General features: G+C 72.6%; 20 protein-coding genes and 2 pseudogenes. 13 read left to right on the forward strand and 9 right to left on the reverse strand.

Going from position 1 to position 24101, the window contains the following annotated elements; all coding sequences use genetic code 11:
* Positions 1 to 10: 10 nt before the first annotated feature.
* On the forward strand, positions 11 to 874 hold the full coding sequence (locus RBL05_RS00710; protein ID WP_308740972.1) for a CorA family divalent cation transporter: 864 nt from the start codon (positions 11 to 13) through the stop codon (positions 872 to 874).
* Here the strand turns inward: RBL05_RS00710 and RBL05_RS00715 are convergent.
* Positions 858 to 2510 carry a nuclease-related domain-containing DEAD/DEAH box helicase gene (locus RBL05_RS00715; RefSeq protein ID WP_308740971.1) on the reverse strand — a complete coding sequence of 551 codons (1653 nt, stop codon included), beginning with the start codon at positions 2508 to 2510 and terminating at the stop codon, positions 858 to 860. The two genes, RBL05_RS00710 and RBL05_RS00715, sit on opposite strands and share 17 nt — an antisense overlap.
* A 113-nt stretch (positions 2511 to 2623) precedes the next feature.
* Between RBL05_RS00715 and RBL05_RS00720 the strand changes: the two are divergent.
* The 5 genes and pseudogenes from RBL05_RS00720 to RBL05_RS00740 form a co-directional block, all read left to right on the forward strand.
* Positions 2624 to 3139, forward strand: a pseudogene (locus tag RBL05_RS00720) (TRAFAC clade GTPase domain-containing protein); the annotation flags it as partial.
* A 119-nt stretch (positions 3140 to 3258) separates the two neighbouring features.
* Positions 3259 to 3867 (forward strand): hypothetical protein, encoded by a 609-nt coding sequence (locus RBL05_RS00725; RefSeq protein WP_318604325.1) that lies wholly within the window; start codon positions 3259 to 3261, stop codon positions 3865 to 3867.
* Positions 3864 to 4205, forward strand: a complete 342-nt coding sequence (locus RBL05_RS00730; RefSeq protein WP_318603945.1) for a hypothetical protein — start codon at positions 3864 to 3866, stop codon at positions 4203 to 4205. Before RBL05_RS00725 ends, RBL05_RS00730 begins: the two co-directional genes overlap by 4 nt.
* A 267-nt stretch (positions 4206 to 4472) precedes the next feature.
* Positions 4473 to 5279: an Ltp family lipoprotein gene (locus tag RBL05_RS00735; RefSeq protein ID WP_308740968.1), complete on the forward strand. Its 807-nt coding sequence runs from the start codon at positions 4473 to 4475 to the stop codon at positions 5277 to 5279.
* A gap of 216 nt (positions 5280 to 5495) precedes the next feature.
* Positions 5496 to 6443: an endonuclease/exonuclease/phosphatase family protein gene (locus RBL05_RS00740; RefSeq protein ID WP_308740967.1), complete on the forward strand. Its 948-nt coding sequence runs from the start codon at positions 5496 to 5498 to the stop codon at positions 6441 to 6443.
* Positions 6444 to 6465: 22 nt separating this feature from the next.
* Here the strand turns inward: RBL05_RS00740 and RBL05_RS00745 are convergent, their stop codons facing one another.
* The 3 genes from RBL05_RS00745 to RBL05_RS00755 all read right to left on the reverse strand — a co-directional run bounded on the left by RBL05_RS00745 (position 6466) and on the right by RBL05_RS00755 (position 8992).
* Entirely contained in the window at positions 6466 to 6696 is a 231-nt protein-coding gene (locus tag RBL05_RS00745; RefSeq protein WP_308740966.1) for an alpha/beta hydrolase, read from the reverse strand.
* Positions 6697 to 6844: 148 nt separating this feature from the next.
* A complete protein-coding gene (locus tag RBL05_RS00750; RefSeq protein ID WP_308740965.1) occupies positions 6845 to 7303 on the reverse strand; it encodes a hypothetical protein in 459 nt (152 codons plus the stop codon).
* A gap of 138 nt (positions 7304 to 7441) precedes the next feature.
* Entirely contained in the window at positions 7442 to 8992 is a 1551-nt protein-coding gene (locus tag RBL05_RS00755; RefSeq protein ID WP_308740964.1) for a DUF1846 domain-containing protein, read from the reverse strand.
* A gap of 451 nt (positions 8993 to 9443) precedes the next feature.
* Here RBL05_RS00755 and RBL05_RS00760 point away from each other — a divergent pair, with 451 nt between their 5' ends.
* Both RBL05_RS00760 and RBL05_RS00765 read left to right on the forward strand, forming a co-directional pair.
* A complete protein-coding gene (locus tag RBL05_RS00760) occupies positions 9444 to 9668 on the forward strand; it encodes a hypothetical protein (RefSeq protein WP_308740963.1) in 225 nt (74 codons plus the stop codon).
* Complete coding sequence (locus tag RBL05_RS00765; protein WP_308740962.1) at positions 9665 to 11638, forward strand: FAD/NAD(P)-binding protein; 1974 nt, start codon at positions 9665 to 9667, stop codon at positions 11636 to 11638. The genes RBL05_RS00760 and RBL05_RS00765 overlap by 4 nt, the downstream gene beginning before the upstream one ends.
* A gap of 133 nt (positions 11639 to 11771) precedes the next feature.
* Here the strand turns inward: RBL05_RS00765 and RBL05_RS00770 are convergent, their stop codons facing one another.
* From RBL05_RS00770 to RBL05_RS00780, 3 genes are all read right to left on the reverse strand, one after another.
* The gene (locus RBL05_RS00770) at positions 11772 to 12389 is read right to left on the reverse strand and encodes a TetR/AcrR family transcriptional regulator (protein WP_308740961.1); all 618 of its coding nucleotides are present in this window, start codon (positions 12387 to 12389) and stop codon (positions 11772 to 11774) included.
* Positions 12390 to 12463: 74 nt separating this feature from the next.
* The gene (locus RBL05_RS00775) at positions 12464 to 13957 is read right to left on the reverse strand and encodes a UDP-N-acetylglucosamine 1-carboxyvinyltransferase (protein ID WP_318603946.1); all 1494 of its coding nucleotides are present in this window, start codon (positions 13955 to 13957) and stop codon (positions 12464 to 12466) included.
* Between the two features lie 124 nt (positions 13958 to 14081).
* Positions 14082 to 14609, reverse strand: coding sequence for an HNH endonuclease (locus RBL05_RS00780; protein ID WP_308740960.1), 528 nt, complete (start codon positions 14607 to 14609; stop codon positions 14082 to 14084).
* A 269-nt stretch (positions 14610 to 14878) separates the two neighbouring features.
* Here RBL05_RS00780 and RBL05_RS00785 point away from each other — a divergent pair, with 269 nt between their 5' ends.
* Entirely contained in the window at positions 14879 to 16195 is a 1317-nt protein-coding gene (locus RBL05_RS00785) for a hypothetical protein (protein ID WP_308740959.1), read from the forward strand.
* A 205-nt stretch (positions 16196 to 16400) separates the two neighbouring features.
* Here RBL05_RS00785 and RBL05_RS00790 read toward each other — a convergent pair whose 3' ends face one another.
* Positions 16401 to 17849 (reverse strand): peptide MFS transporter, encoded by a 1449-nt coding sequence (locus RBL05_RS00790; RefSeq protein WP_308741149.1) that lies wholly within the window; start codon positions 17847 to 17849, stop codon positions 16401 to 16403.
* Positions 17850 to 18041: 192 nt separating this feature from the next.
* Positions 18042 to 19559: a phytoene desaturase family protein gene (locus RBL05_RS00795; protein ID WP_308740958.1), complete on the reverse strand. Its 1518-nt coding sequence runs from the start codon at positions 19557 to 19559 to the stop codon at positions 18042 to 18044.
* A 111-nt stretch (positions 19560 to 19670) separates the two neighbouring features.
* On the opposite strand from RBL05_RS00795, the gene RBL05_RS00800 reads away from it, so the two are divergent.
* The 4 genes and pseudogenes from RBL05_RS00800 (at position 19671) to RBL05_RS00820 (ending at position 24019) form a co-directional block, all read left to right on the forward strand.
* Positions 19671 to 20534, forward strand: a complete 864-nt coding sequence (locus tag RBL05_RS00800; protein WP_308740957.1) for a siderophore-interacting protein — start codon at positions 19671 to 19673, stop codon at positions 20532 to 20534.
* 277 nt (positions 20535 to 20811) lie between these two features.
* Positions 20812 to 22116, forward strand: a complete 1305-nt coding sequence (locus RBL05_RS00805) for an O-acetylhomoserine aminocarboxypropyltransferase/cysteine synthase family protein (RefSeq protein ID WP_318603947.1) — start codon at positions 20812 to 20814, stop codon at positions 22114 to 22116.
* Between the two features lie 50 nt (positions 22117 to 22166).
* Positions 22167 to 23281: pseudogene (locus RBL05_RS00815) on the forward strand (FAD-dependent oxidoreductase).
* A gap of 9 nt (positions 23282 to 23290) precedes the next feature.
* Entirely contained in the window at positions 23291 to 24019 is a 729-nt protein-coding gene (locus tag RBL05_RS00820; protein WP_308740955.1) for a PIG-L deacetylase family protein, read from the forward strand.
* Positions 24020 to 24101 lie beyond the last annotated feature (82 nt).

Consider the following 24101-nt stretch of genomic DNA (forward strand, 5'->3'; position numbering starts at 1 on the left):
AGGACCCCGCATGCAGGTCGTCGATTCCGTCGAAGGTCTCGAGGCGCTCGGCGACGCGCCCGGGTGCGCGTTCGCCCGTGACCTCCAGGACCCGGTCGTCGAGGCGGCCGTCCGGAGCTGGGACATCCAGGGTCCGCGCACCGACGAGCTCGCCCGTCGGCCCTTCGCGCACCTGACGGGAGGGCGGATCGAGCTCGTGCTGCTCCTGCCGGACTGCGGCGCACAGCACCTGGCCGTGCGGATCCACGCCGCCGCCGCAGGGGTGCTCGTCATGGGGGCGCCGGAGGCGCTGGAGGCGGTGCGCGCGGAGGCGACGGCCGCCGACGGCGTCCGCGAGGCCGTCGTCGGGATGCTGCTGGCCGTCGCGCAGCGCGGCGAGGAGGTGCTGGACGGGTTCGAGGACGAGAGCGAGCAGTTCGAGGACCGCGCCGACGGCTACGCCGCCGCGGCGCAGCGGCGCCTGCTGGGCAGGAGGCGGTCGGAGCTCTTCCGCATCCAGGCGGCCCAGGCCGCGATGCACCGGCTGTGCCTCCCCGAGGAGCAGCTCTCCCAGGAGCTCCCGAAGGAGCTGCGCCACCGGCTGCGTCGGGCCGCGGTCGAGTTCAAGGCGAACAGCTCCGCCGCCGCACGCCTTCACACGGTGCTCGGCGATCTGCTGGCAGAACAGGGCGCCGTCGTCAACGAGCGGCTCACCCTGGTCGCGACGATCTTCATGCCGCTCACGCTCGCGACCGGTTTCTTCGGCATGAACTTCGCCTGGATGCAGGAGCGGACAGGGAGCGCGGCCGCCTTCGTGCTGCTGGGGATCGTGCTGCCGACGCTCGCGACCGTGATCACGCTGGTGGTGGTGCGCCGGCTCACCGGCTCCCGCTGATCCTCTCCCACACCACGGGACCGCCCGCGTCCCAGATCTCCCCGCCGTCCCCGACCACCACCAGCAGCGAGCGGGCCCGGGACAGGCCCACGTACAGCAGCTGCCGTGCCCGCTCCGCGGCGCCGAAGCCGTTGACCGCGAGCACCACGACGGGCCGCTCGAGCCCCTTGAAGCCCAGCACGTGCCCGTAGAACACGTCGGTCGCGGAGAAGAACCCGTCCCAGTAGCCGTCGTACCCCTCGTGCTCGATCTGCGTCCTCTGCTCGGGGTGGCGGCTGCCGGTGGTCAGCAGGGCGATCTGCCCCGGCTCCCAGCCCTCGTCCATCAGCTTCTCGACCGTGTCGTCGGCGGTCGCGACCGCGTCCTCGGCGGAGGAGGCGAGATAGCGCACGGGCGCGCCGGCCGGCAGCCGCGGGGTCTGCTCCACCGGGGTGAGCGGCGCGAAGGCGTGCGCGATCGTGCGGGTGCTGCGCAGGTTGTCGTCCAGCGGGAAGGGGTTCAGCGTGATCGGGGCGCGACCCTCGCGGTCGAAGACGCTCTGGTGCTCGTCGGCGAACACGAACAGGACACCCTCCGCGGGGTCGCGCAGGCAGGGCTGCAGCGCCTCCCACCAGGCGTCGGCGAAGTCCTGTGCCTCGTCGACGACGATCGCGTCGAAGAGCTCTTCCTCGTCGGTCTCGCCCGCGAGCTGCGCGAGACGGGCCGGGAGGTGCTCCTCGTAGTACTCGACCGGGGAGCCGCCGAACTCCTGCTCGGTCTCAGCGCCCCAGCCCACCGGCAGGTCGTGGAAGAGCCCCACATAGGCGGGACGCTCCTGCTCCGGCCAGGTCGCGGAGAGGAGCTGGAAGTGCCTGGCGAGGCCGCGGGAGTAGCACAGCAGCGCGGTGCGGAAGCCGTCCCGGGCGAGCGTGCGGGCCTTGATCATCGCCAGGTGCGTCTTTCCGGAGCCGGCCCCGCCGATGATCTGGGCGCGGTGCTGGAAGCGCAGCAGAGCGATCGCGCGCTCCTGCTCGCGGGTGAGCTGGTTGCCCTCGTCGGCGATCTCCTTCGCCAGCAGCTGCTCGTTCTCGATCGCGCGGTGGGTGCGGCGCAGCATCTTCACGGCGTGCTCGCACTGCGCGGCGTCCAGCGGGGCATAGGCCTCCCGGGTCTGCGAGTTCAGGGCGTGCACGATCCGGCCCGCGAGGCGGGGCAGGTCGGTCGCGTCCAGCGTGAGGGTGCGCGGCGCCTCGGGCGGGCCCCAGTCCGCGGGCAGCTGCGTGTAGGGCAGCACCGCGAGGTGCACGGCACGACCGACCGGACGGGAGGAGGCGCCGTTGAGGTACTCCAGCAGATGGTGCTTCGCGCGCTGGGCCTGATCGATCGGGGAGCGGGCGAGCTCCCTCGAGCCGGAGCGGTCCGCCTGCCGCCAGGCGCCGTCTTCCAGGGAGACCCGACCGCCCTTCACCTCGATCACCGCGATCCCGATGCCCGGCCAGAGCACCAGCAGATCCGCCTCGACCTCCTCGCCGCGGGCCGTGACGCGCTGCCCGGCGATCAGCACCGCCTCGGCGGGCAGCTGCTCGATCAGGTGCTCCCATACCTCCTGCTCGGCCGCGCTGGCGAAGTCCGGCTGCTCGGGAAGGGTGCGCGGCATGGTGCTCCTCGGTGCGGCGTGGGCGTCCTTGCTGGTGGGACCAGGCTATCGACGTCGACCGACCTCGGTCCATGCAGGGGCCGACTCGCGGGGCGGTGCCCTAGTCTCGGGGCATGGCAGCTCGCGAGAAGACGATCCGGCGCACCCCGCGACGACCCGCGCCCCGCAGCAGGAAGCTCGAGCAGCACATCGCCGTGTTCGGGGAGAGCGGCAGCGGCAAGACGGTGCTGCTGTCCTCCTTCTACGGCGCGGCCCAGGACGCCACCGGACGCGGGCCCGGGACCGGTAGGCAGCTCTACGACCTCGTCGCCGACGACACCACCCAGGGCGACCGGCTGCTGAAGAACTACTTCCGGATGGAGAACTCCGCCGAGGTCCCCGCCGGGAACCGCTTCCGCGCCGAGCCCTATCGCTTCACCCTCTCGCTGCGCAGCACCCCCAGCGCCGCCGAGCGCAAGGCGATGCCCGTCGACGCCGTGCAGCTGGTGTGGCACGACTACCCCGGGGAGTGGTTCGAGCGCTCCGTCAGCGGACCGGAGGAGGAGCGACGGCGCGTCGAGGCCTTCCGCGCCCTGCTCGTCTCCGACGTCGCGCTGCTGATGGTCGACGGGCAGAAGCTGAAGGACGCGGGCGGTGAGGAGGAGCGCTACCTCAAGGCGCTCTTCCACACCCTGCGTACGGGCCTGGTGCGGCTGCGGGACGAGATCCTCGTCGGCGGGAAGGAACTGGTGCGCTTCCCCGCATCTGGGTGCTCGCCCTGTCCAAGGCGGACCTGCTGCCGGAGTTGGACGTGGACCGCTTCAAGGCGCTCGTGCTCGAGAAGGCCGCCGACGAGCTCGGCCAGCTGCGCGAGGCGATCGAGTCGATGGTGGTCGGCGACGAGGCGCTCGCCGTGGGGGAGGACGCGCTGCTGCTGTCCTCGGCACGGTTCACGCCGGGACGCATCGCCGTGCGCGAGAGGATCGGGGTGGACGTGATCCTTCCGCTCGCCGCGATGCTGCCGTTCGAGCGGCATGTCACCTGGGCCAGGCGGCAGGAGATCCCCGCGAAGGTGGCCCGGGAGCTCGCCGAGAACGCCGGCACCATCGGCACCGGGGCGATGGCGCTGGCGATGTTCGGCGCCCGCCACCGCCTGCCCGGACGGCTCGGTCTGATCTCCACGGCGCTCGCGACCGTGGTGCCGCTGCTCAGCAAGGACATGGTCCAGGACGCCGCCTCGCTCGCGGGGGAGAAGCTCCGGGGCGTCCACGACCGGGCGCTCGAGAAGAAGCAGAGCCTCGCCGCGATCCTCACGGGCTTCAAGATCGATCTCGAGCGCGCCGAGCGCGAGGGCGTGCTGCGCCGGAGCAGGCGATGATCCTGCTCTGGGCGACCCGCGGCCGGACCTGGGGCTTCCGCTTCCTCCCCGTCGACGGCACCGGCCCCGACGCGGATCCGCTGCCGCTGTACGAACGGGCCTTCTCCGGACACGAGGACGAGGACGAGGGCTGCTGGAGGACGGACGGGCTGCTCGCCGTGCGGCTGCGCGATCCCGAGGTGCGCGCAGATGAGGCCGGACGCGTGATCCCGCACGAGCTCGTGCTCGACGGCGCGGGCGCGGACGGGATCATCTCTACGGCCGACGTCGTCCGGCAGGTCTGGCCGCTGCTCGCCGAGCGCTACGCCGCGCTGTGGGACGGCCCGGCTCCGAACTGACGGGGTCGCCGAAGTGACCGAGGCGCCGTGACCTGTCTGTGACCTGGGGGATCGCAGTTACCCTGTGATCTGCCTTCCATTGCAGGTGTTCAGGACTTCGACTGTCCCACCGCTGCTGCAAGATTCAAACTGCAGGCCCCACGCGGTCGATCGACCCACTCGGTCACGGAGCATCCGCACACCGCAGCAGGCCTCTCCTCCCAGCAGTACCCCTCGGCGCCCCCGCGCCCGGGGGCTTCCGAATCCTGTCCAGAGAGGACACCCGCTGTGAACAGCACCCTCCCCCCGTCCCCGGAGCCCGGCGCTCCCGATCCCTCCTCCGCGCCCCAGTTCGGGATGCCCGCCGGCGCCCCCGCCCCGGCCCCGCAGAAGAAGAAGCGCGGCAAGTGGTTCATCGCCGGCGGCTGCGGCTGCCTCGCGATCATCGCGCTCGCGATCGCCGGCTGCAGCGCGATCGTCGCGACGAGCTCCGGCGACGGCGAGGACTCCTCGACCACCACCGAGGCCGCTCCTGCCGCGGTCGAAGAGGAGTCGCCCGCCGAGGAGGCCGCGCCCGAGGAGGCGGCGACCGACGAGGAGGTGCCCGCCGACGAGGAGGCTCCTGCGGAGGGGGACGTCCCCGCGGAGTACACCTCGGCGCTGAACAGCGCGGAGTCCTACTCCGAGACGCTGCACATGTCCAAGCAGGGCATCTTCGACCAGCTCACCTCCGAGTACGGCGACCAGTTCTCCGAGGAGGCGGCGCAGTATGCGGTCGACAACCTCGAGGCCGACTGGAACGACAACGCCCTGAAGTCGGCGGAGAGCTACTCCGAGACGCTGCACATGTCCAAGCAGGGCATCTACGACCAGCTCACCTCCGAGTACGGCGAGCAGTTCACCGAGGAGCAGGCCCAGTACGCGATCGACACCATCGTCGCGGACTGGAACCAGAACGCCCTGGAGTCCGCCAAGTCCTACCGCGACACGATGGACATGTCGCCCGAGGCGATCCGCGACCAGCTCTCCTCCGAGTACGGGGACCAGTTCACCCAGGAGGAGGCCGACTACGCCGTCGAGAACCTCGACGGCTGAGGCCGCGGGCACCCGCCCGCACACCCATGACGGGGCGTCCGCCGCACGGCGGGCGCCCCGTCGCGCATCCGCCGCACGGCGCCGGTGCCAGGACGACCATGGCCGTCGGGCATCGACTCGGTGAAGCTCTGCCCTGAAGCGGGCGAACCCCCTGGTCACCTCTGAGTTCGGCGTTACGGTCGGTCGCGGTCCCGACCCCGAGCCCAGGAGAGCCCCATGGCCGTCGCCCCCGCCCGTCGCACCGTCCTCACCGGCCTCGGCGCCGCCGGGGGCGCCGCCCTCGCCGCGGCCGCCGCCCCGGCGGGCGCCGCACCCGCGCAGAACCCCTCCCGAGCGCTGATCGGCCGCGCAAAGCGCGACGAGCTCCACGTGATGAGCTTCAACATCCGCTACGACCGCTCCTCGGGCGGCGGCACCGTCGAGGGCGACCCCGACCACTGGCCGACCCGTCGGCCGCTGCTGATCGAGCTGCTCGAGCGGGAGAAGCCCACCCTGCTCGGCATCCAGGAGGCGCTGTACGGGCAGCTGACCGCGATCGAGTCCGCCCTGCCGCGCCACCGCAGCATCGGCTACGGCCGCGAGGGCGGCAGCGCCGGCGAGTACTCCGCGATCTTCTACGACAGCACCCGCCTCGAGGTGCTGCAGTGGGACCAGTTCTGGCTCTCCGACACCCCCGAGGTGATCGGCTCGGCCACCTGGGGCAACACCGTCACCCGCATCGTGGTCTGGGCGCGGATGCGCGATCTCGCCTCCGGCGCCGAGTTCGCGATGATCAACACCCACTTCGACCATCGGAGCGAGCCGGCTCGGATCCGCAGCGCCGACGCGATGATCGATCTCTTCCAGGGCGGCGAGCTCGACGGGCTCTCCACCATCGTCACCGGCGACTTCAACTCCCATGCCCACGACTCCGGCGCCTACACGACGCTGGTCACCGACGGGCCGACGGTCGACACCTGGGACTCCGCAGCGCAGCGCGTCACCCCGGCGTGGGGGACCTTCCCCGGCTACGAGGACCCGGTCGAGGACGGCGACCGCATCGACTGGGTGCTTACCACCGACGGCCTGGTCACCACCAAGGCGGCGATCAACGTGTGGCGCGACGCGTCCGGTGCCTACCCCTCCGACCACGCCCCGGTCCAGGCTCTGATCGAGCTGCCCTGACCGGAGAGCGCGTGCGCCGAGGTCAGGGCATCGAGCCGAGGAGCTCCGCGACGGCGTCCTCGACCGCGGCGTCCATCTCGGCGTCGTCGATGGTCGCCGTGCCGTCGCCGCTCTGCGGCCCGTAGTCCCCGAAGCTCGCATGGCTCGCCCCGGCGATCTCGACCATCTCGGCTCTGCCCGGCAGGGCGTCGCGGTGCTCGGCGATCTTCTCCGGCGTGGACAGTCCGTCCTCGCTGCCGGAGAGGCTCAGCACGGCACCTCCGACGTGGAGAGGTCCGCGGCGGATCGACGATCACGACCGTCACGCCGAGCTCGGTGACCAGCCCGGAGAGTCTCGCCGAATAGGCGGGCTGGGCACGCGCGGACGCCAGCAGACCCTCCCCGGAGCCGGCGGTGAACGGTCAGGTCCCGGCGAAGGTGACCGTCGCGGCGACGACCTCCTCGGGAGCGCCCTTGTCGACGGACCGCTGCACCGTCCAGGTCTCTCCCTCGACGGCGAAGGTGTTGGTGATGTCCTCGTCGGTCAGCAGCTCGGAGCCGTCGTCGCAGGAGTACCGACTGAACATGTCCTCGAAGTGCTGGTCGTGATCGTGGGAGATCGGCTGGCAGGTCACGCCTCCGGGCAGCGTCACCTGGAGAGGCAGGGCGTCCTCGTTCGCGGGCATCGTCCCGGCATCCTCCGCGGCCTTGTCCGAGGCGAAGCTGATCGCGTTGCGGCCCGGGGCGTTCGTGATGCAGTAGACGAGGTTCTCGGCCTCGACCTGGCAGGCCAGGGCGCTCGCGGCCGTCGGGCCGCAGCTGAAGAAGCCCTCCTGGTCGGAGTAGTTGGCGGGGGAGAGTGTGCGGCGGACGGCGTGCATGGTGATCCCCCTCGAATCGACGTGCACGGCCCCGCCCCGAGCCCACCCTCGTGATGGACGACTGTCCGAGTGGGGCCGATCACCATTGGACCGATTCGCCCGATGCGGCGCAAGGGGCGAGAGGGGGCGACAAGGCGCTCAGCGCTTGTGGTAGAGCGCCTTGCGCAGGAAGCGCGGCTCGGAGGTCACCGAGATGCCGAGGTTGCGGAAGATGCCCTCGTCCACCGTCCCGAGGATCGTCGTCGTGTGCACGTCGCAGCCGGCCAGGCTGCGCAGCTGGTCGATGGCCTGCCGGGCGTTCTCGTCGCTCGAGGCGGAGACCGACAGGGCGATCAGCACCTCATCGGTGTGCAGGCGGGGATTGCGCGAGCCGAGGTGCTCGGTCTTCAGGGTCTGGATCGGCTCGATCGAGGAGGGGGAGAGCAGCTGCACCGCATCGTCCAGCCCCGCCAGATGCTTCAGGGCGTTCAGCAGCATCGCCGCCGAGCAGCCGAGCAGGGCAGAGGTCTTGCCGGAAACGATCGTGCCGTCGGCCAGCTCGATCGCTGCACCCGGCTCGCCGGTGCGCGCCTCGACCGCGAGCGCCGGCTCGACGACCGAGCGGTCGCTCGGCGAGCAGCCCGCCTTCGACATCACCATCCCGATCCGCTGCGAGACGACGTCGTCCTCGTCCTGGATCCGCTCGTGCATCAGCGCCTTGTAGTAGCGGCGGATGATCTCCTGGCGCGCCGCCTCCCGGCAGACCTCGTCGGCCGTGATGCAGGACCCGGCGAGGTTCACGCCCATGTCGGTGGGGGAGGCGTAGGGGGAGGAGCCCGTGAGCTTCTCGAGCAGGGTGCGCAGCAGCGGGAAGACCTCGACGTCCCGGTTGTAGCTCGTGACCTGGGTGCCGTAGGCGGGGAGATGGAAGGGGTCGATGAGATTCAGGTCGTCGAGATCCGCCGTCGCCGACTCGTAGGCGAGGTTCACCGGGTGCTCGAGCGGCAGGTCCCAGATCGGGAAGGTCTCGAACTTCGCGTAGCCCGAGGGGATGCCGCGCTGGTGGTCGTGGTAGATCTGCGAGAGGCAGGTGGCGAGCTTGCCCGAGCCCGGTCCGGGCGCGGTGACCACGATGAGGTCGCGGCTGGTGATCGTGTACTCGTTCGCGCCGAAGCCCTGCTCCGAGACGATCCGCGCCGTGTCCTGCGGATAGCCGGGGATCACCCCGTGGCGTGCGACGGTGAGGCCCAGGCGCTGCAGGCGCTCGATGAACGCGTGGGCGATGTGGTTCTTCTCCTCGAGCTGGGTGAGGACCACGTTCTCGACCAGGAAGCCCCGCTCGCGGAAGACGTCGATCAGCCGCAGCACGTCGTCCTCGTAGGTGATGCCCAGATCCGCACGGACCTTCTGGCGCTCGAGGTCCTTCGCGTTCAGGCACACGAGGATCTCGAGCTCGTCCCGCAGCCGCTCGAGCATCGCGATCTTGTTGTCCGGCGTGAAGCCGGGCAGCACCCGTGAGGCGTGGTGGTCGTCGAAGAGCTTGCCACCCATCTCGAGGTAGAGCTTCCCGCCGATCTCCTCGCGGCGCTGCTGGATGTGGCGGGACTGCAGCTCGATGTACTTCTCGCGATCGAACCCGATCCGTGCGCCGGGATCCTCCGGGGAGGAGGCGGTGGGCGAGGCAGGGGAGCGGGGTTCCGAAGCGGTCACCCCGGCACGCTAGCACCGCGGGGCCCGACGCGGACCATCACCGGGGGTCTTCCGAAGACGGCAGGTGGGCGAGAGCACGAGAGCGTCTCATCGCAGGTCATGGACGGGATCCGCCGCGTGACGAGCAACGGGGTGCGCGAGGGCCTGATCCTGATGGAGCCGGACCGCATCGACGAGCGCCTCGCGCCCGTGATCGAGTCCGGGCTCCCTTCGTCGCGATCGCCAAGCCCGAGGAGTTTCCGCAGGGCTCCGCGGTCGACCTCGACTTCGAGAAGCTCGGCCGGATGGTCGTCGAGCGGGCGCTCGAGGAGGAGTGCAACCGGCTGCTGCTCTTCGGGGCGCCCGCGCTCGTGGAGCCGCAGTGGCTCGCGGGCTGAGCGACCCGGCGGGGTGAGCCGATGCACAACCCGACGGCGAGAACTGACCCTTTGGGCACCCTTAAGCTCTCCATATGCCTCCGGAGATCGCGCCCCGCACCGCCCACGACCTCCTCGACGCGATCCTGGCCCCGTCGGGCGAGGTGGCGGCGGACGTGCTCCGGCCCGCAGTGCGCGAGCACACCCGCGAGCGCCCCCGGGTCGACGCGGCCGGGTTCACCCGCACCGGCGCGCGCCTCGCCGAGCTCGACGAGCACGGCAGGATCCGCGCCGACGCCGTCGCCGCCGTGCCCCGATGAGCCCGGAGCACTTCGACGCGGTGATCGTCGGGGGCGGACCCCGCGGCGTCGCCACCGTGCTGCGCCTGGTCGCGCGCGTCCGCGCCGAAGGGGCCGCGCCGTTGCGCGTCGCGCTCCTCGACGCCCTCGCGATCGGACCCGGCGCGACCTGGCGCCTCGACCAGCCGGCGGCGTACCTCAACAACACCCAGGCCGACGCCACGACCGTCCATCCCGACGACTCGACCCGCATGAGCGGCCCGCCCGCCCCCGGGCCCGACCTCGTGGACTGGGCGCGGCGGGTCCGGGCCGAGGGCACGCACCCGGCGGGGGAATGGGTGGTGGAGGAGGCGTCGGCGCTGACCGGCGCGACCTTCCCCACCCGGCGCCTGCAGGGCGTCTACTACCGCGACCAGCTCGAGGCCGCCGCGGGGACGGGCGCCGTCGAGCTCACCGAGGTCCTCGGCCGCGCCGTCGCCCTCGAGGGCACGGGCGCGCAGCGCACCGTCGTGCTCGAGGACGGTCGCCGGCTCAGCGCGCCCGCCGTCGTCCTCGCCCAAGGGATGGTGCAGGGGCGGCGGAGCCGCGAGGTGGAGGAGCTGGCGGGCTTCGCCGCACGTCACGGCCTGCGCTACGTCGAGCCCGGCATGCCGGCGGAGCGGGACTTCACGGGCCTCCCCGCGGGGCAGGACGTGCTGGTGCGCGGGCTCGGCGCGAACCTCTTCGACGTCCTCGGGCAGCTGGCCGAGGAGTGGGGCGGCGCGTTCGAGGCCGTCGAGGGCGATCCGCACGGCCGTCTGCGCTATCTGCCCAGCGGCCGAGAGCCGCGCCTGCTGGTCGGCTCGCGGCGCGGCGTCCCTTACCGCTCCAAGCCCGAGGGCGGGCGCTCCGTGCGCCCCTTCGTGCCGCGCTGGGCGAGCCCGGAGTGGTTCGCAGCCCTCGCCGCCCGCGGCGGCATCGACTTCGCCGACGAGGTGTGGCCGGTGCTCGGCCGCGAGTTCGCCCGCGTCTACCTCGAGGCGCTGGGCGAGCTGCGCCCGCAGGCCGTCGGCGGCGACTGGCTCGCCGGGCTCGAGGCCGCCTCGACCGTCGAGGAGATCGACGCGGTGCTCGAGGCCTCGATCGGTGAGGAGGAGTGGGCCTGGGCCCTCGAGGAGCTGCATCGGCCCACCCGCGGCGAGGAGGTCGGCCCGGACGGCTGGGCCCGCCTGGTGCGCCGCCTGGTCCGCGACGAGCTCGGCTCCATGTCCGATCCCTGGCGCCACCCCCGTGCCGCGGTCAACGGGGCGATGGGGGCGCTGCGGCGTCAGGTCGGTCTCCTCACCGCCCGCGGCGCCTTCACGGGCGTCTCGCTGGCCCGTGACGTGCTGGGATGGTTCGACGGCGACTCGCTCGCCCTCGCCTCGGGCCCGCCGGCGGAGCGGGCGCGCCTGGTGCTGGCGCTGCTGGAGGCAGGGGTGGTCGAGCTGCTCGGACCCGGCACCGCGGTCGAGGCCGACGAGGACGCGGGGCTCTTCCGCGCCTCCTCCGCCGTGAGCGGTCGGGAGGTCTCCTCCGGGGTGCTGCTCGAGACACGGATGTCCAAGGGGAAGGTCCCCGACACGGACGATCCGCTGCTGCGTGCCCTGCTCGACTCCGGCCGCGCCCGGATCCACACCGTGGAACGGGGTGGCGACCCACTCGATGGAGGCGACCGGCGCGGAGATCGCCGAGGACGCCGAGGGCGGGCACAACCTGGTCTCCGCCGACGGGAAGGTCGATCGCGCGGTCGTGGTGCTCGGCATCCCCGCGCAGTCCACCCAGCCGGGCTCGGCGATCGGGGCGGCCCCGGGGGTGCCCTCGCCGCTGCTCGCTGGAGCGGACGTCGCGGCGCGACAGATCATGACCCGGGCACAGATGTCGGCGCGCCTCTGAGGACCGGTTTCGGGAGAAGGTCGCGCGTGCGACCGAACCTAGCAGTGACTGCGGCCACGGTCGTTGTCGGACCGTGACGCCTGCCGATGGAGGGTTTCGCGTCCGGCGGGGTTCACTTCCTGCGCGGGTCGACGGAGGAGGTCATCTTCGCGCCGCAGGCCGAGTACACCCGGCGCCTGCTCTCCGACGTCCCCGACCTGCGCGGCAGCCTCAGGACGCAGCCGGGGGAGCCAGCAGCACGGAGAAGGTCGCCAGGGTGCGCTCGAGCTCGACCGAGGGCTCGAGCAGCCACTGGATCTGCAGGCCGTCGGAGGCCGCGATGAGGAGGGCCGCCATGTCGGCGGGCTCGACATCGTCGCGGACCGTTCCGGCGGCCTGCTCTGCGGCCAGGCGCTCGGTCAGCTCCGTGCGGATGCGCTCGAAGCGGTCGGTGAAGAACTCGTTCGAGGGCGTGCCGTCGGCGGCCAGCGCCGAGGCGACCAGGGTCGTGTACAGCTCGACCATGCCGGGCACGCCGATGTTGATCATCGCGGCCTTGACCAGCACGTCCACCGCCGACTCCGCGGCGTCGCCCGAGGTGTCGCGCTTCGCCTCGGCGTGCTCGTAGACCGCCACCAGCAGCTGCTCGCGGGAGTCGAAGTAGTGCAGGAGCGCCGCGTGGGACACCCCGATCGCCGTCGCGATCCGGCGCAGCGAGGTGCCGTCTGCCCCTCGCGCGCGGAACACCTCGGCGGCCTGCTCGAGGATCTCCTGCCGGCGGGCGACGCCCTTCTCGTACGAGCCGGCCCGGCCGATGACGGGCCGGGCGCGCTTCTCCTCGCTGGTCATCCCTCGATCCTATCCAGGGCGGGACCTGGCTCCCGCGCGACCCACCGGGCAGTCGGCGGTGCGGGAGGGACCGCTCAGATGTCGCGGAAGGTCTCGATGCGCGCGCCGAGCTTGTTCAGGCGCTCGGCGAGGTCCTCGTAGCCGCGGTTGATGACGTAGACGTTGCGCAGCACGGAGGTGCCCTTCGCGGCGAGCATCGCCAGCAGGATCACGACCGCCGGACGCAGCGCGGGCGGGCACACCAGCTCCGCGCCGGACCAGCGGGTGGGTCCCTCGAGGAGGACGCGATGCGGGTCCATGAGCTTCACGTTCGCGCCGAGCTTGGTGAGCTCGGTGAGGTAGATCGCGCGGTTCTCGTACACCCAGTCGTGCAGCAGCGTCTGCCCCTGCGCGGTCGCCCCGATCACGGCGAAGAAGGGCAGATTGTCGATGTTCAGGCCCGGGAAGGGCATGGGGTGGATCTTGTCCGCCGGGGCGCGCAGGTCGCTGGGATGGGTGGTGATGTCCACCAGGCGGGTCTTGCCGTTCTCCGCCAGGTACTCCTCGGAGCGGTCGTAGCGCAGGCCCATCTCCTCCAGCAGGGCGAGCTCGATCTCCATGAACTCGATCGGCACGCGGCGCACGGTGATCGAGGAGCGGGTGACGATCGCGGCGGAGATCAGGCTCATCGCCTCGATCGGGTCCTCGCTCGGGGCGTAGTCGACGTCGGTAGAGATCGAGGAGGTGCCGTGGACGACCAGGGTGGTGGTGCCGATGCCCTGGATCCGCACGCCGAGCTTCTCGAGGAAGAAGCACAGGTCCTGGACCATGTAGTTCGGGCTCGCGTTGCGGATGATCGTCTCGCCCTCGTACAGGGCGGCGGCCAGCAGGGCGTTCTCCGTGACGGTGTCGCCGCGCTCGGTGAGCACGATCGGGCGGGTCGGGCCGGTGCCGACGGCGGTGGTCGCCTGGTAGTTGTGGTCGGTCGCGACGACGTCCAGGCCGAAGTGGCGCAGCGCCGCCATGTGCGGCTCGACGGTGCGAGTGCCGAGGTCGCAGCCCCCGGCGTAGGGGAGCTGGAACTTCCCCGCGCGGTGCAGCAGCGGGCCCAGGAACATGATGATCGAGCGGGTGCGGCGCGCGGCGCCCTCGTCGATCGAGCTGAGGTCGAGGGTCGCGGGGACGCGCAGCTCGAGGTCGCCCAGCTCGTTCAGCCAGGTGGCCTTCACACCGATGGAGGTCAGCACCTCGAGCAGTCGGTTGACCTCCTCGATGCGCGCGACCTTGCGCAGCACGGTGGTGCCGGTGTTCAGCAGCGAGGCGCACAGCAGCGCGACGCCGGCGTTCTTGGAGCTCTTGACGTCGATCGCGCCGGAGAGCGTGGTCTCGCCGTGCACGCGCAGATGGCTCGGGCCCGAGGTGCCCATGCCCACGATCTCCGAGTCCAGTGCCCTGCCGATCCGGGAGATCATCTCCAGGGTGAGGTTCTGCTGGCCCTTCTCGATGCGGTTGATCGCGCTCTGGCTGGTGCCGAGGGTCGTGGCGAGCTGGGCCTGCGTGAGACCGGACTGCTGGCGCGCGTCGCGCACCAGAGCGCCGATCCGGGGAGGAACTCCGTGGTCTCAGTCATGCGCCGACAGTAACTCATAGATGAGATACCAGCAGGTCGCGGCTGGTGGGTTCCTGGTCACGTCGGCCCGTGCCACGCCCTGATCAGGCGCCGAGCAGCACCGGGAGGTCCTCGACGTGTCCTCCCACCCGGTAGGAGACGGCCGGATCGTAGGGCGCGAAGCGCAGCGGCATCCCGGCCTCCGCGGGGGTGCGGTCCGCCTTGCGGTTGTTGCACCCCTTGCACGCCGAGACGAGGTTCGTCCAGGAGGAGCGACCCCCGCGGGAGACGGGCAGGATGTGGTCCACGGTGGCCAGCAGCGCCTCGCACGCCGGCGCGCGCGAGACGCTGCGGCCGCAGTACGCGCAGGTCCAGTGGTCCCGCTCGTGGACCGCGCGATAGCTGAAGCCGACGGAGCGGCGCCCCGCCCCCTCGACCCAGGCGCCGCTCAGCTCGCGGGTGAGCTCGAGGGCTAGGGGCACGATCCGCTGGTCGACCATCGTGAGCTCGACGGGATCGGCGACCTCGCGGCGGATCATCCCGAAAGCGTGGCGCACCGTGGTGGTGTGGAGCAGCTCGCCGATCCCGGTCTTCGGGTCGTAGCCGAGGTTGTAGACCCTGACCTGGGGCATCGCGCCACCTCCTTCCCGTCGTCGTCGAAGTGCGACGGCCCGGGAGCACAGGAGGAGCTCGTGGACCGAGCACATGCATCGTCCCCCGCCGGGCCGGGCGGGTCCATCGGATTCTCGCGAGCCCCCGCGACGGGAGGGTGACGATCGCCTGCACAGCGCACGAACAGCGCGTACCGCGCCTGTACGCAGAAGCTGCTGGACGCGGGTCGCTCCGGCGCGGCGGCCTGTGAGCGCTGGAATCCCCGGCGGTGGGACGGCATGCTGGGGGAATGGCGCAGCAGGAGCAGGGACGGGAGGAGCGGGACCGCGTGCTGTCCGAGTACGGGGCCTGGCGCCTGCGGACCGACGAGGACGCCCCCGCCCTCGACGAGGTGCGCACCCTCGAGACCCTGCTGCGGCTGAAGGCCGAGCGGCTGGGGAGCCCGGAGGTGGGGCTGTGGACCGCCGCACTCACCCGGGAGCTGCTGACCGAGGTGGTGCCCCGCACCGTCGTCCAGCCGCGCGAGCAGCTGATGGACATGGTGCCGGTGCTGCGCCGCCTGATCGACTTCCTCGTCGAGACCGGCCGATGGGCGCCCGGCTCGATGCGCGAGGCCGAGGCGCCGGCTCTGCTGCACGAGCTCGAGTTCGCCGCGCTCGAGGCCGCCGACGATCCCACCCGCCGCTCCTTCTCCACCAACGTGCTGGGCCACGGGCTCTCGCTCGGGGTGGACCTCGAGGACGAGGAGGCGCTCGCGGACTACCTGCACTGGTTCCACTCCCTGCCCGACGCGGAGCGCCTGGCCGTCTCCGGCACCGGCCGGCTCGCGCAGCCCTCGACACCCTTCGACCCGCTGCTCGAGCGCGCGCTGCGCCGCCGCGACGAGGCGGAGGAGCGGGACTGGCCCTGGTTCCTGCCGGCTCTCGAGGACGACGGCGAGCCGCTCGGCGAGCTCGCCGAGCAGGAGGGCGTCGGCCCCTATCTCGACTGCCCCCTGGTGCGGCGGGCCGTGGGCGTCCTGGAGGTGATCGGCGAGGGGCGGCGCGCGACCGCGACCGGCGCACCGGGGAGGGAGACCACCGCGGAGCTGCTCGAGCACCTCGGCCTCGACGGCGGCGCCCGCAGCCTCTGGGACCGGCCGGAGCTGGCCGGGGTGTGGACCACGCTGCTGGACGGCGGCTGGCTCGAGCTCGCGGACGGCCGGGTCCGCGCCGCCGTCGGCCCGGTCCCGGCGGCAGCGCCGGAGGACGCCGAGGGCTTCGTCGAGTTCGGACACGCGCTGATCACCGCCGCGCTGCTGGGCCGTCGGGCCCGCGGCGCCGAGGACGGCGGGTTCCGCGGCATGCCCGACATCATCGCGGCGCTCCTGGTGGCCTGCGGGGACGAAGGGCTGCGCCTCCCGCCCGGTCCGGAGCTGCCGCCTCCGGAGCACGAGCCCCGCGCCCTCGCGCGGCTGCTGCACGTCATGCACGACCTCGGCGACCTCGCCGACTGCGGGGTGCTCACCCATGAGGACGGCGTGTTCCGCGGCGGCCCGGCGGTGATGCTCGCGCTCGTCGGCCTGCTGCGCCGCGACGGGGAGGCGGACCGGAGCGACCGGCCCTGATGTCGTGCGGTGCCCGGAGGATCCAGGGCACGTGACCTCGTCGACCGGTTCCCGCCGTTCGTCGACGATTCCCTGGCCGTCTCCGGTGCACGCCCTCCGCCGGTCCTCGACAGCTGAGGACCGGGCGGGCCGTCCCCGACAGCACGGGAGCCGCCCCACCCGGAGGTGGAGCGGCTCCCGGAGCTGCGCGCGAGGGCGGGGTCGGTCAGCGCACCCCGCGCATGGCCCGACCGACGGGCTTCGCGACCAGCAGCATGAGCACGCCGATCGCGATGGTCACGGCGCCGAGCACGCCGAAGTAGCCCACCTCGTTCTCCGCGGAGTAGAAGCCCGCGAGCGCGCCGGAGAGCGCGGTGCCGAGCGCCACGGAGAGGTTGTACAGCGCCATCATCATCACCGGGTACGACCGCGGCGCGAGCTTCGTGGCCAGCGAGAGGCCGACGGGGGAGAGCCACAGCTCGCCGACGGTCGCCACCAGCATGATCATGGCGATCCACAGCACCGGCACCGAGACGACGGCGGCCATCGGCAGGAACAGCAGGAAGGCCGAGCCCATCAGGATGATGCCCACACCGAACTTGCGCGGGGTGATCGGCTGGCGCGTGCCGAGCTTCGTCCACAGCGCCGCCATCACCGGGGCGAGCACGATGATGAAGAACGGGTTGAAGGACTGCACCCACGAGATCGGCATCTCCCAACCCAGGATCTCGCGGTCCAGGCGGGTGTCCGAGTACAGGGTGATGACCGTGAACTGCTGCTGGAACAGCGCGAAGAATGCGGCCGTGCCGATGAACAGCGGGATGAAGGAGACCACGCGGGAGCGCTCGTCGGAGTCGAGCTTCTTCGAGGCGAGCAGGATCGCGAAGATCACGACGGCGCCGACGACGGCGAGGGCCGCGACGACGGTCGCGAGGTTCTGGGCGTTCAGCACGCCGGTCGCGGCGAGCACTGCCACGAGGACCACGGCGCCGACGGCGATCAGGGCCCACAGGGGTCGCTGCGCGCGGGGCAGCGGATCCGGGACGGTGTGCACGCTCGCAGGAAGTCCCTTGCGGGTCAGCACGTACTGCAGAAGGCCGATCGCCATGCCGACCGCGGCGAGGCCGAAGCCGAGGTGGAAGCCCCACTGCTGCTGGGCGATGCCCGTCACCAGCGGACCGAGGAGGCCGCCGATGTTGATGCCCATGTAGTAGATCGAGAAGCCGGCGTCGCGGCGCGGGTCGTCGCGCGTGTACAGCGCGCCGACCAGCGTGGCGGCGGTGGACTTCAGACCGCCCGAGCCCACGCCCACCAGCAGCAGACCGAGGCCGAGGCCGACCACGCCCGGCACCAGCGCCAGGGCGATATGGCCGAACATGATCATCACGGCGGAGCCGAAGAGGGTCCTCTCCGGGCCGAGCAGGCGGTCGGAGACCAGCGCACCGAGGATCGAGAAGAGGTAGACGGAGCCGCCGTAGGCGCCGACGATGCCGAGGGCGGTGCCCTCGTCGATACCGAGACCGCCGTCGGTCGCGGCGAAGTACATGTAGATCGCGAGGATGCCCTGCATTCCGTAGAAGCTGAAGCGCTCCCACAGCTCGACGCTGAACAGGTTCGCGAGCGGGCCGGGCTGGCCCATGAAGGTGCGGCCGCTGGGGTTGTGCGCCTCAGGCATGTCGGCGGGGTCCACGGTGATCCCGGCGGCGTCGCCGGGCGTCCGCTCAGGGGGCTGGACGGAGGGATCTGGAGGGGTCGGAGAATTCACGGTGAGCCATCCTGCGCCTCACCCGTTCACGGTGCAACGCGGCGACCGGGCGATGTGAGCAGTCCATCCCATCCCGCTGAGCAGAATGCGGGATCCGATCCCTCAGACTGATGGCTCCTGTGCTCGCCCGGGGGTGGGGGCGAGGCTCGGCAGCTCCCTGATACCGAACTCCGTCCGCAGCACGCGCGAGGCTGCGTGCAGCCCCGCCATCCCGTGCACGCCCGGCCCCGGAGGCGTCGCCGAGGAGCACAGGTACCAGCCCGTGCGGCCCAGGCGGTAGGGGTCCGGCAGCGGGGTGGGCCGCGCGATCATCCGCGCCATCGTCACCCTGCCCTGGGAGATGTCACCGCCGACGAGGGCGGGGTTGTGGTGGATCATCTCCGCCGCGGGCACGGCGCGGGAGGCGACCACGAGGTCGCGGAAGCCGGGGGCGAAGCGCTCGATCTGCGCGGTGACCCGCTCGGACGGGTCGGTGCGGTCCCCGGCCGGTGCATGCGCATAGGTCCACAGCGGTCGCAGCCCGCCACGGATCCGTGCGGGATCGACGACGGACGGGTCGCTGACCAGGGTGAGAGGACGGTCGGGGAAGCGCCCGGAGGCGACCTCCGCCTCGGTGCGGGCCATCTCGGCCCGGGTGCCGCCGAGATGCTGGGTCCCGGCACGGCCGACGTCGGGATCCCGCCACGGCACCGGCCCGGACAGCACGAAGTCGACCTTGGCGGCGCCGTCCCCGTGGGGCACCTTCCGCAGCATCGCCTCGAGGGGGCGGGGGAGCCGGTTGGCGAGGACGTCCGCGGCGGCGGGTGCGGGGATGTCCAGCAGCACGGCGCGGGCCGGGGGCACGTCCCGCCAGGTCTGCACATGGTGTCCGGCGGTCACGGTCCCGCCGTGGGCGCGCAGGTCCGCCACCAGCGCGTCGACGATCGCCTGGGAGCCGCCGACGGGGATCGGCCAGCCCGCCCCGTGCGCGATGGTGCCCAGCAGCGAGGCGGTGGCGCCGAGCGCGAGGGAGGGAAGCTGTCCGATCGCGTGCGCCGCCACCCCGGTGAGCAGGCCGCGGGCGCGCTCGGTGCGGAAGGGGAGGTCCCAGGCCGGGGTGCCCTGGAGGGCGAGCAGGGAACCGAACAGCGGGGCGGCGCGCAGGGTCCGCGCGGTCAGCAGCGCGGAGGGCACCGAGCGCTTGTCGCCGAGGGCGAGCTCGACGACGAGGTCCTGGTCGCGGGAGAGCGTGCCCAGCAGCGCGCGCCAGGCCGGTCCGTCGGCGCCGAGGCCGTCGGCGGTCCGCTCCACATCCCGCCAGGCGATCGCGGCGGGGGCGTCGTCGAGCGGCTGCGCGTAGGAGGCCTCGGGGGCGATCGCGCGCACGCCGCGCGCGGCGAGGTCGAACTCCGCGAAGAAGGGGCTGGCGAGCGCGAGGGGGTGCACCGCGGAGCAGAGGTCGTGGACCACGCCGGGCGCGAGGCCCAGGTCGAGGGTCCGCGCCCCGCCCCCGATCGTCTCCTGCGACTCGAGGACGTGGACCGTGAGCCCGGCCCGGGCCAAGGTGACCGCGGCCGCGAGACCGTTAGGGCCGGAGCCCACGACGACGACGTCCGTCTCTGCGGCGGGCGAGGTGCTCATGCGCGCCAGCCTAGTGGGCCGCGCTGCGACAGGGCAGGGCGCACGTCTTGAGGCGCCGACGGGAGCCCGGCACGGATTTACGTAATACGGAAGTAGCGTAATGTGGAGGGCATGCAGACCACCACCGCCCAGTCCCCGTCCGCCGAGGCGCCCGCCGCGCGCCGTCCCCGGGCGCCGCGCCCCCAGGCCGTGCTCGAGGTGCTGGGCAAGACCCGCATCTCCCCGCGCCTGCTGCGCCTCACCCTCGGCGGCGAGGGCTTCACCACCCTGCACCGCAACGACCAGACCGACGCCTACGTGAAGCTCCTCCTTCCCGCCCCCGGCTCCGGTCTGCAGCCCCCGTACGACCTCGACGCCCTGCGCGCGGAGAGCCCCGAGCTGCTCCCGACCCGCCGCACCTACACCGTGCGCCGCTGGGACGATGCGGCGCAGCAGATCGAGATCGACGTGGTCCTGCACGGCGATTCCGGCGAGGACGACCACGGCGTCGCCGCCCGCTGGGCCGACGAGGCCCAGCCCGGCGACCTGATCGCCATGAACGGCGCCGGCGGCGGCTGGTCGCCCGCGGCCGACGCGACGAGCCACCTGCTCATCGGCGACCACGCCGCGCTGCCCGCGATCGCCGCCGGCCTCGAGGCGATGGACCCGGACGCCCGCGGCCTCGCTCTGATCCACCTGGACCACGAGGAGGACCGCCTCGAGCTCCAGCACCCCGAGGGCGTCGAGCTGCGCTGGGTGCTCGGCGCGCGCGAGCAGCTGCTCGACGAGGTCGCGGCGCTGGACCTCTCGGACCACGAGGGCCTGGACGTCTTCTGCCACGTCGAGCGCGGCATCACGAAGCAGCTGCGTCGTCTCCTGGTCAAGGACGCCGGCATCCCCCGCGAGCAGATCTCGATCTCCGCCTACTGGGCGCTGGGACGCATCGAGGACCAGTTCCAGGCCGAGAAGCGCGAGCCCATCGGGGCTATCGACTGAGCGACGTACTGCGAGGAACGAGCGGTAGGAGCTCAGTCAGAGGGACGGGGTCTGAGCGACGTACTGCGAGGAACGAGCGGTAGGAGCTCAGTCAGGAGGGACGGAGTCTGAGCGACGTACTGCGAGGAACGAGCGGTAGGAGCTCAGTCAGGTGAGCGGAGATTGAGTCGGCGCGGCTGACTCCGCGCCACACTTCGTCACGTTTCTCGCCGCGCCCGCCCGCGCCGGCGCACGATGGATCGCACAGGAAGGACATCGAGCACGGCAGGGAGGCGCCATGAGCACCGCAGGCATCCACGCGGGTTGGACGCGGGCAGACACGCACCGCGCCCTCACCCCACCGATCTACGCCTCGAGCGCCTATGCGCAGACCAACCACTCGTCCCTGCGCGCCCTGTTCGAGCGACGCGCCGACGGCTTCGCCTACTCCCGCTCCGGGAACCCCACCACCGAGGTCCTCGAGCAGCGGATCACGGCGCTCGAGGGCGGGATCGGGGCGATCGCCGTCGCCTCCGGACAGGCCGCGACGACGATCGCGCTGTGCGCCCTCGCGGCCCCCGGCGGGCACGTCGTCGCCTCCTCGCGCCTGTACGGCGGCACCACCGAGCTGCTCGACGACACCCTCGCCGATCTCGGCGTGACCACCACCGTGGCGGACCCCTGGGACCTCGAGGCGTGGGGGGCGGCGTTCACCCCGCGCACCCGCGCCGCGATCGTCGAGTCGATCGCGAACCCGGGAGCGCAGCTGCTGGACCTGGACGCCCTCACCTCCATCGCGCACGCCCATGACGTCCCGGTGATCGTCGACTCGACCCTCGCCAGCCCCGCTCTCTACCGTCCCGGCGACCACGGCGCCGACGTCGTCGTCCACTCCGCCACGAAGTACCTGTGCGGCCACGGCACCACGATCGCGGGCCTGATCGTGGACACCGGACGCTTCGACCCGCGGCGATGTCCCGAGCGGTGGGAGCGCCTGACCACCCGCAACCGCCGCTTCGGCGTCACCTTCGCCGACGAGTACGCGCGCGGCGGCTCGGGGCTGCTCGCCTACGCCCGCGCCAAGTACGTCACCGATCTCGGGGCGACCCTGCCTGCGACCAGCGCCCAGCAGATCCTCGTCGGCATCGAGACGCTCGACCTGCGTCTGCGGAAGATCAGCACCGATGCGACCGCGCTCGCCGGACGTCTCGCCGCCGCCGGCGAGGTGGCCGAGGTGCACCATCCCTCGCTCCCCGGCCGGCCCGACCGGCATCTCGTCGCCCGGGACTTCCCCCGCGGCACCTCGGGCGTGTTCTCGATCGACCTGCACGGCGGCGAGGACGCGGCGGCGGCCTTCTGCGACGCGCTGGAGCTGTGGTCCCTCGCCGTGAATCTGGGCGATGCCCGGTCGCTGGTCTGCCATCCGGCGAGCACCACGCACTCCCATCTCACCCCCGCCCAGCGGGAGGCCTGCGGGGTAGGGGAGGGGACCGTGCGCCTCAGCGTCGGCCTCGAGGACCTCGAGGACCTCTGGGCGGACCTCTCCCGCGGGCTCGAGGCCGCCCGCGCCGTCCTGCCCGAGACGCGCGCCGTCACGGCGTGAGCCTGCTCGCCTCCGGGAACACCGCAGGCCGCAGCCGGGTTGCGCCGGACATGGACCTTCTCGACGCCGTCGTGATCGGGGCCGGGCAGGCAGGCCTCTCCGCCGCCTACCACCTGCGCCGCCGCGGCATGGATGACGTCGTCGTGCTCGACGCCGAGGACGGTCCCGGCGGGGCATGGCGTCACCGCTGGGACAGCCTCACCATGGCCACCGTCAACGGGATCCGCGAGCTGCCCGACGCCCCGGCCCCGGAGATCGGCGCCGACGTGCCCGCGAACATCGCGGTGCCCGCCTACTTCGCCGAGTTCGAGGCGCGCACGGGGCTCGAGATTCGTCGGCCCGTGCGCGTCACCCGCGTCGAGGACGATCCGGCGGGTGCGGGGAGCGCCAGGGGCCGCTGCTGATCCACTCTGTCGGCGCGGACGGCCAGGCGCTGCCCGTGCTGCGCACCCGTGCGGTGCTGAACGCGACCGGCACCTGGACCCGGCCCTTCGTGCCCGCGGTTCCCGGTGCGGCGGGGTTCCGCGGCCGGCTGCTGCACACCGCCGAGTACGTCGCCGCCGACGAGTTCGCCGGTCAGCGGGTCGCGGTGGTCGGCGGTGGGATCAGCGCGCTCGGCCACCTCCAGGAGATCGCCGAGGTGGGCGAAACTCGCTGGTACACGCGCCGCGAGCCGATCTTCCGCGAGGACGAGTTCACCGAGGAGGCCGGACGCGAGGCCGTCGCCGGGGTGTGGGACGCGGTGCGGGAGGGGCGCCCGGTCGGCAGCGTCGTCTCCCACACCGGGCTGCTGTGGACCCCGGCGCTGCGCCGCGCCGCCCGCCGCGGGATCCTGGACCGTCGGCCGATGTTCTCCCGGATCGTGCCGGGCGGCGTGATCGAGGCCGACGGGACGCGCACCCCGGTGGACGCGATCCTCTGGGCCACCGGGTTCCGGCACGAGCTGCGCCACCTGCGACCGCTGGGCCTGACCGGACCGCTCGGCGGGATCGCGATGGACGGCACCGCCGTCGCCGCCGATCCCCGCATCCACCTCGTCGGCCACGGCCCGGGCGCCTCCACCATCGGGGCGAACCGTGCCGGGCGCGCGGCCGTGAACCGCCTGGTCCGCGACCTCGAGGCCGGCCTCGGCGCCTCCCTCGACCGGGAGCTCGTGCGCGCCTAGGGTGGCGCCATGGATGCTCCCACCGCCCTTCCTCCGCTGCCCGAGGACGGACTTCAGCGCGTGCTGTGCGTCGTCGCGCACCCCGATGACATGGAGTACGGCGCCTCCGCCGCCGTGGCCGCCTGGACGGCCGCGGGGGTGGAGGTGTCCTATCTGCTGCTGACCCGCGGCGAGGCCGGGATGGCGGAGCCGCCCGAGATCGTCGCGCCGCTGCGGGAGACGGAGCAGCGCAGCGCCTGCGCACAGGTCGGCGTGGAGGACCTGCGCCATCTCGACCACCCCGACGGGATGCTCGAGCACGGCCTGGCGCTGCGCCGGGACATCGCCCGCGTGATCCGGCAGGTGCGCCCCGACCTCGTGCTCACCGCGAACTTCGAGGTCGAGGCGTACGGCGGGCTGAACCAGGCCGATCACCGGGTCGCGGGCCTCGCCGCCGTCGACGCCTGCCGCGACGCCGCGAACCCGTGGGTGTTCCGCGAGCTGGCCGAGCAGGAGCACCTCGCGCCCTGGAGCACGAGGACGCTCGCGGTGGCCGGGCACCCCGCTCCCACCCACGCCAAGTGCGTCGGACAGCGCGAGGTCGACGCCGCGGTCGCTTCCCTGCGCGCGCACGGGGCCTATCTCGCGCACGTCGCCGACCATCCTGTCCCGGAGGAATTCATCCCGGAGATCCTCCGTCAGGGCGGTGCCGCCGCGGGCACCGAGCACGCCGTCGTGCTGCGCGTGCACGAGCTCTGAGCGCGGGACCGAACGGTCGGCCGCCCCCTGGCCGCCCGGCGCGCAGGCTCCTACGGTGGGAAGGCCAGCAGGATTCGCCACG

The sequence above is a fragment of the Brachybacterium sp. GU-2 genome, assembly GCF_030866705.2.
Lineage (GTDB): Bacteria > Actinomycetota > Actinomycetes > Actinomycetales > Dermabacteraceae > Brachybacterium > Brachybacterium conglomeratum.

Excerpts from the sequence above, each read along its gene's own strand:
- RBL05_RS00740 (WP_308740967.1), top strand. The coding sequence starts at position 5,496 with ATGGCCGTCGCCCCCGCCCGTCGCACCGTCCTCACCGGCCTCGGCGCC.
- RBL05_RS00730 (WP_318603945.1), top strand. The coding sequence starts at position 3,864 with ATGATCCTGCTCTGGGCGACCCGCGGCCGGACCTGGGGCTTCCGCTTC.
- RBL05_RS00795 (WP_308740958.1), bottom strand. The coding sequence starts at position 19,559 with ATGAGCACCTCGCCCGCCGCAGAGACGGACGTCGTCGTCGTGGGCTCC.
- RBL05_RS00790 (WP_308741149.1), bottom strand. The coding sequence starts at position 17,849 with ATGCCTGAGGCGCACAACCCCAGCGGCCGCACCTTCATGGGCCAGCCC.
- RBL05_RS00715 (WP_308740971.1), bottom strand. The coding sequence starts at position 2,510 with ATGCCGCGCACCCTTCCCGAGCAGCCGGACTTCGCCAGCGCGGCCGAG.
- RBL05_RS00770 (WP_308740961.1), bottom strand. The coding sequence starts at position 12,389 with ATGACCAGCGAGGAGAAGCGCGCCCGGCCCGTCATCGGCCGGGCCGGC.
- RBL05_RS00780 (WP_308740960.1), bottom strand. The coding sequence starts at position 14,609 with ATGCCCCAGGTCAGGGTCTACAACCTCGGCTACGACCCGAAGACCGGG.
- RBL05_RS00800 (WP_308740957.1), top strand. The coding sequence starts at position 19,671 with ATGCAGACCACCACCGCCCAGTCCCCGTCCGCCGAGGCGCCCGCCGCG.
- RBL05_RS00710 (WP_308740972.1), top strand. The coding sequence starts at position 11 with ATGCAGGTCGTCGATTCCGTCGAAGGTCTCGAGGCGCTCGGCGACGCG.
- RBL05_RS00750 (WP_308740965.1), bottom strand. The coding sequence starts at position 7,303 with ATGCACGCCGTCCGCCGCACACTCTCCCCCGCCAACTACTCCGACCAG.
- RBL05_RS00760 (WP_308740963.1), top strand. The coding sequence starts at position 9,444 with ATGCCTCCGGAGATCGCGCCCCGCACCGCCCACGACCTCCTCGACGCG.
- RBL05_RS00765 (WP_308740962.1), top strand. The coding sequence starts at position 9,665 with ATGAGCCCGGAGCACTTCGACGCGGTGATCGTCGGGGGCGGACCCCGC.
- RBL05_RS00785 (WP_308740959.1), top strand. The coding sequence starts at position 14,879 with ATGGCGCAGCAGGAGCAGGGACGGGAGGAGCGGGACCGCGTGCTGTCC.
- RBL05_RS00820 (WP_308740955.1), top strand. The coding sequence starts at position 23,291 with ATGGATGCTCCCACCGCCCTTCCTCCGCTGCCCGAGGACGGACTTCAG.
- RBL05_RS00805 (WP_318603947.1), top strand. The coding sequence starts at position 20,812 with ATGAGCACCGCAGGCATCCACGCGGGTTGGACGCGGGCAGACACGCAC.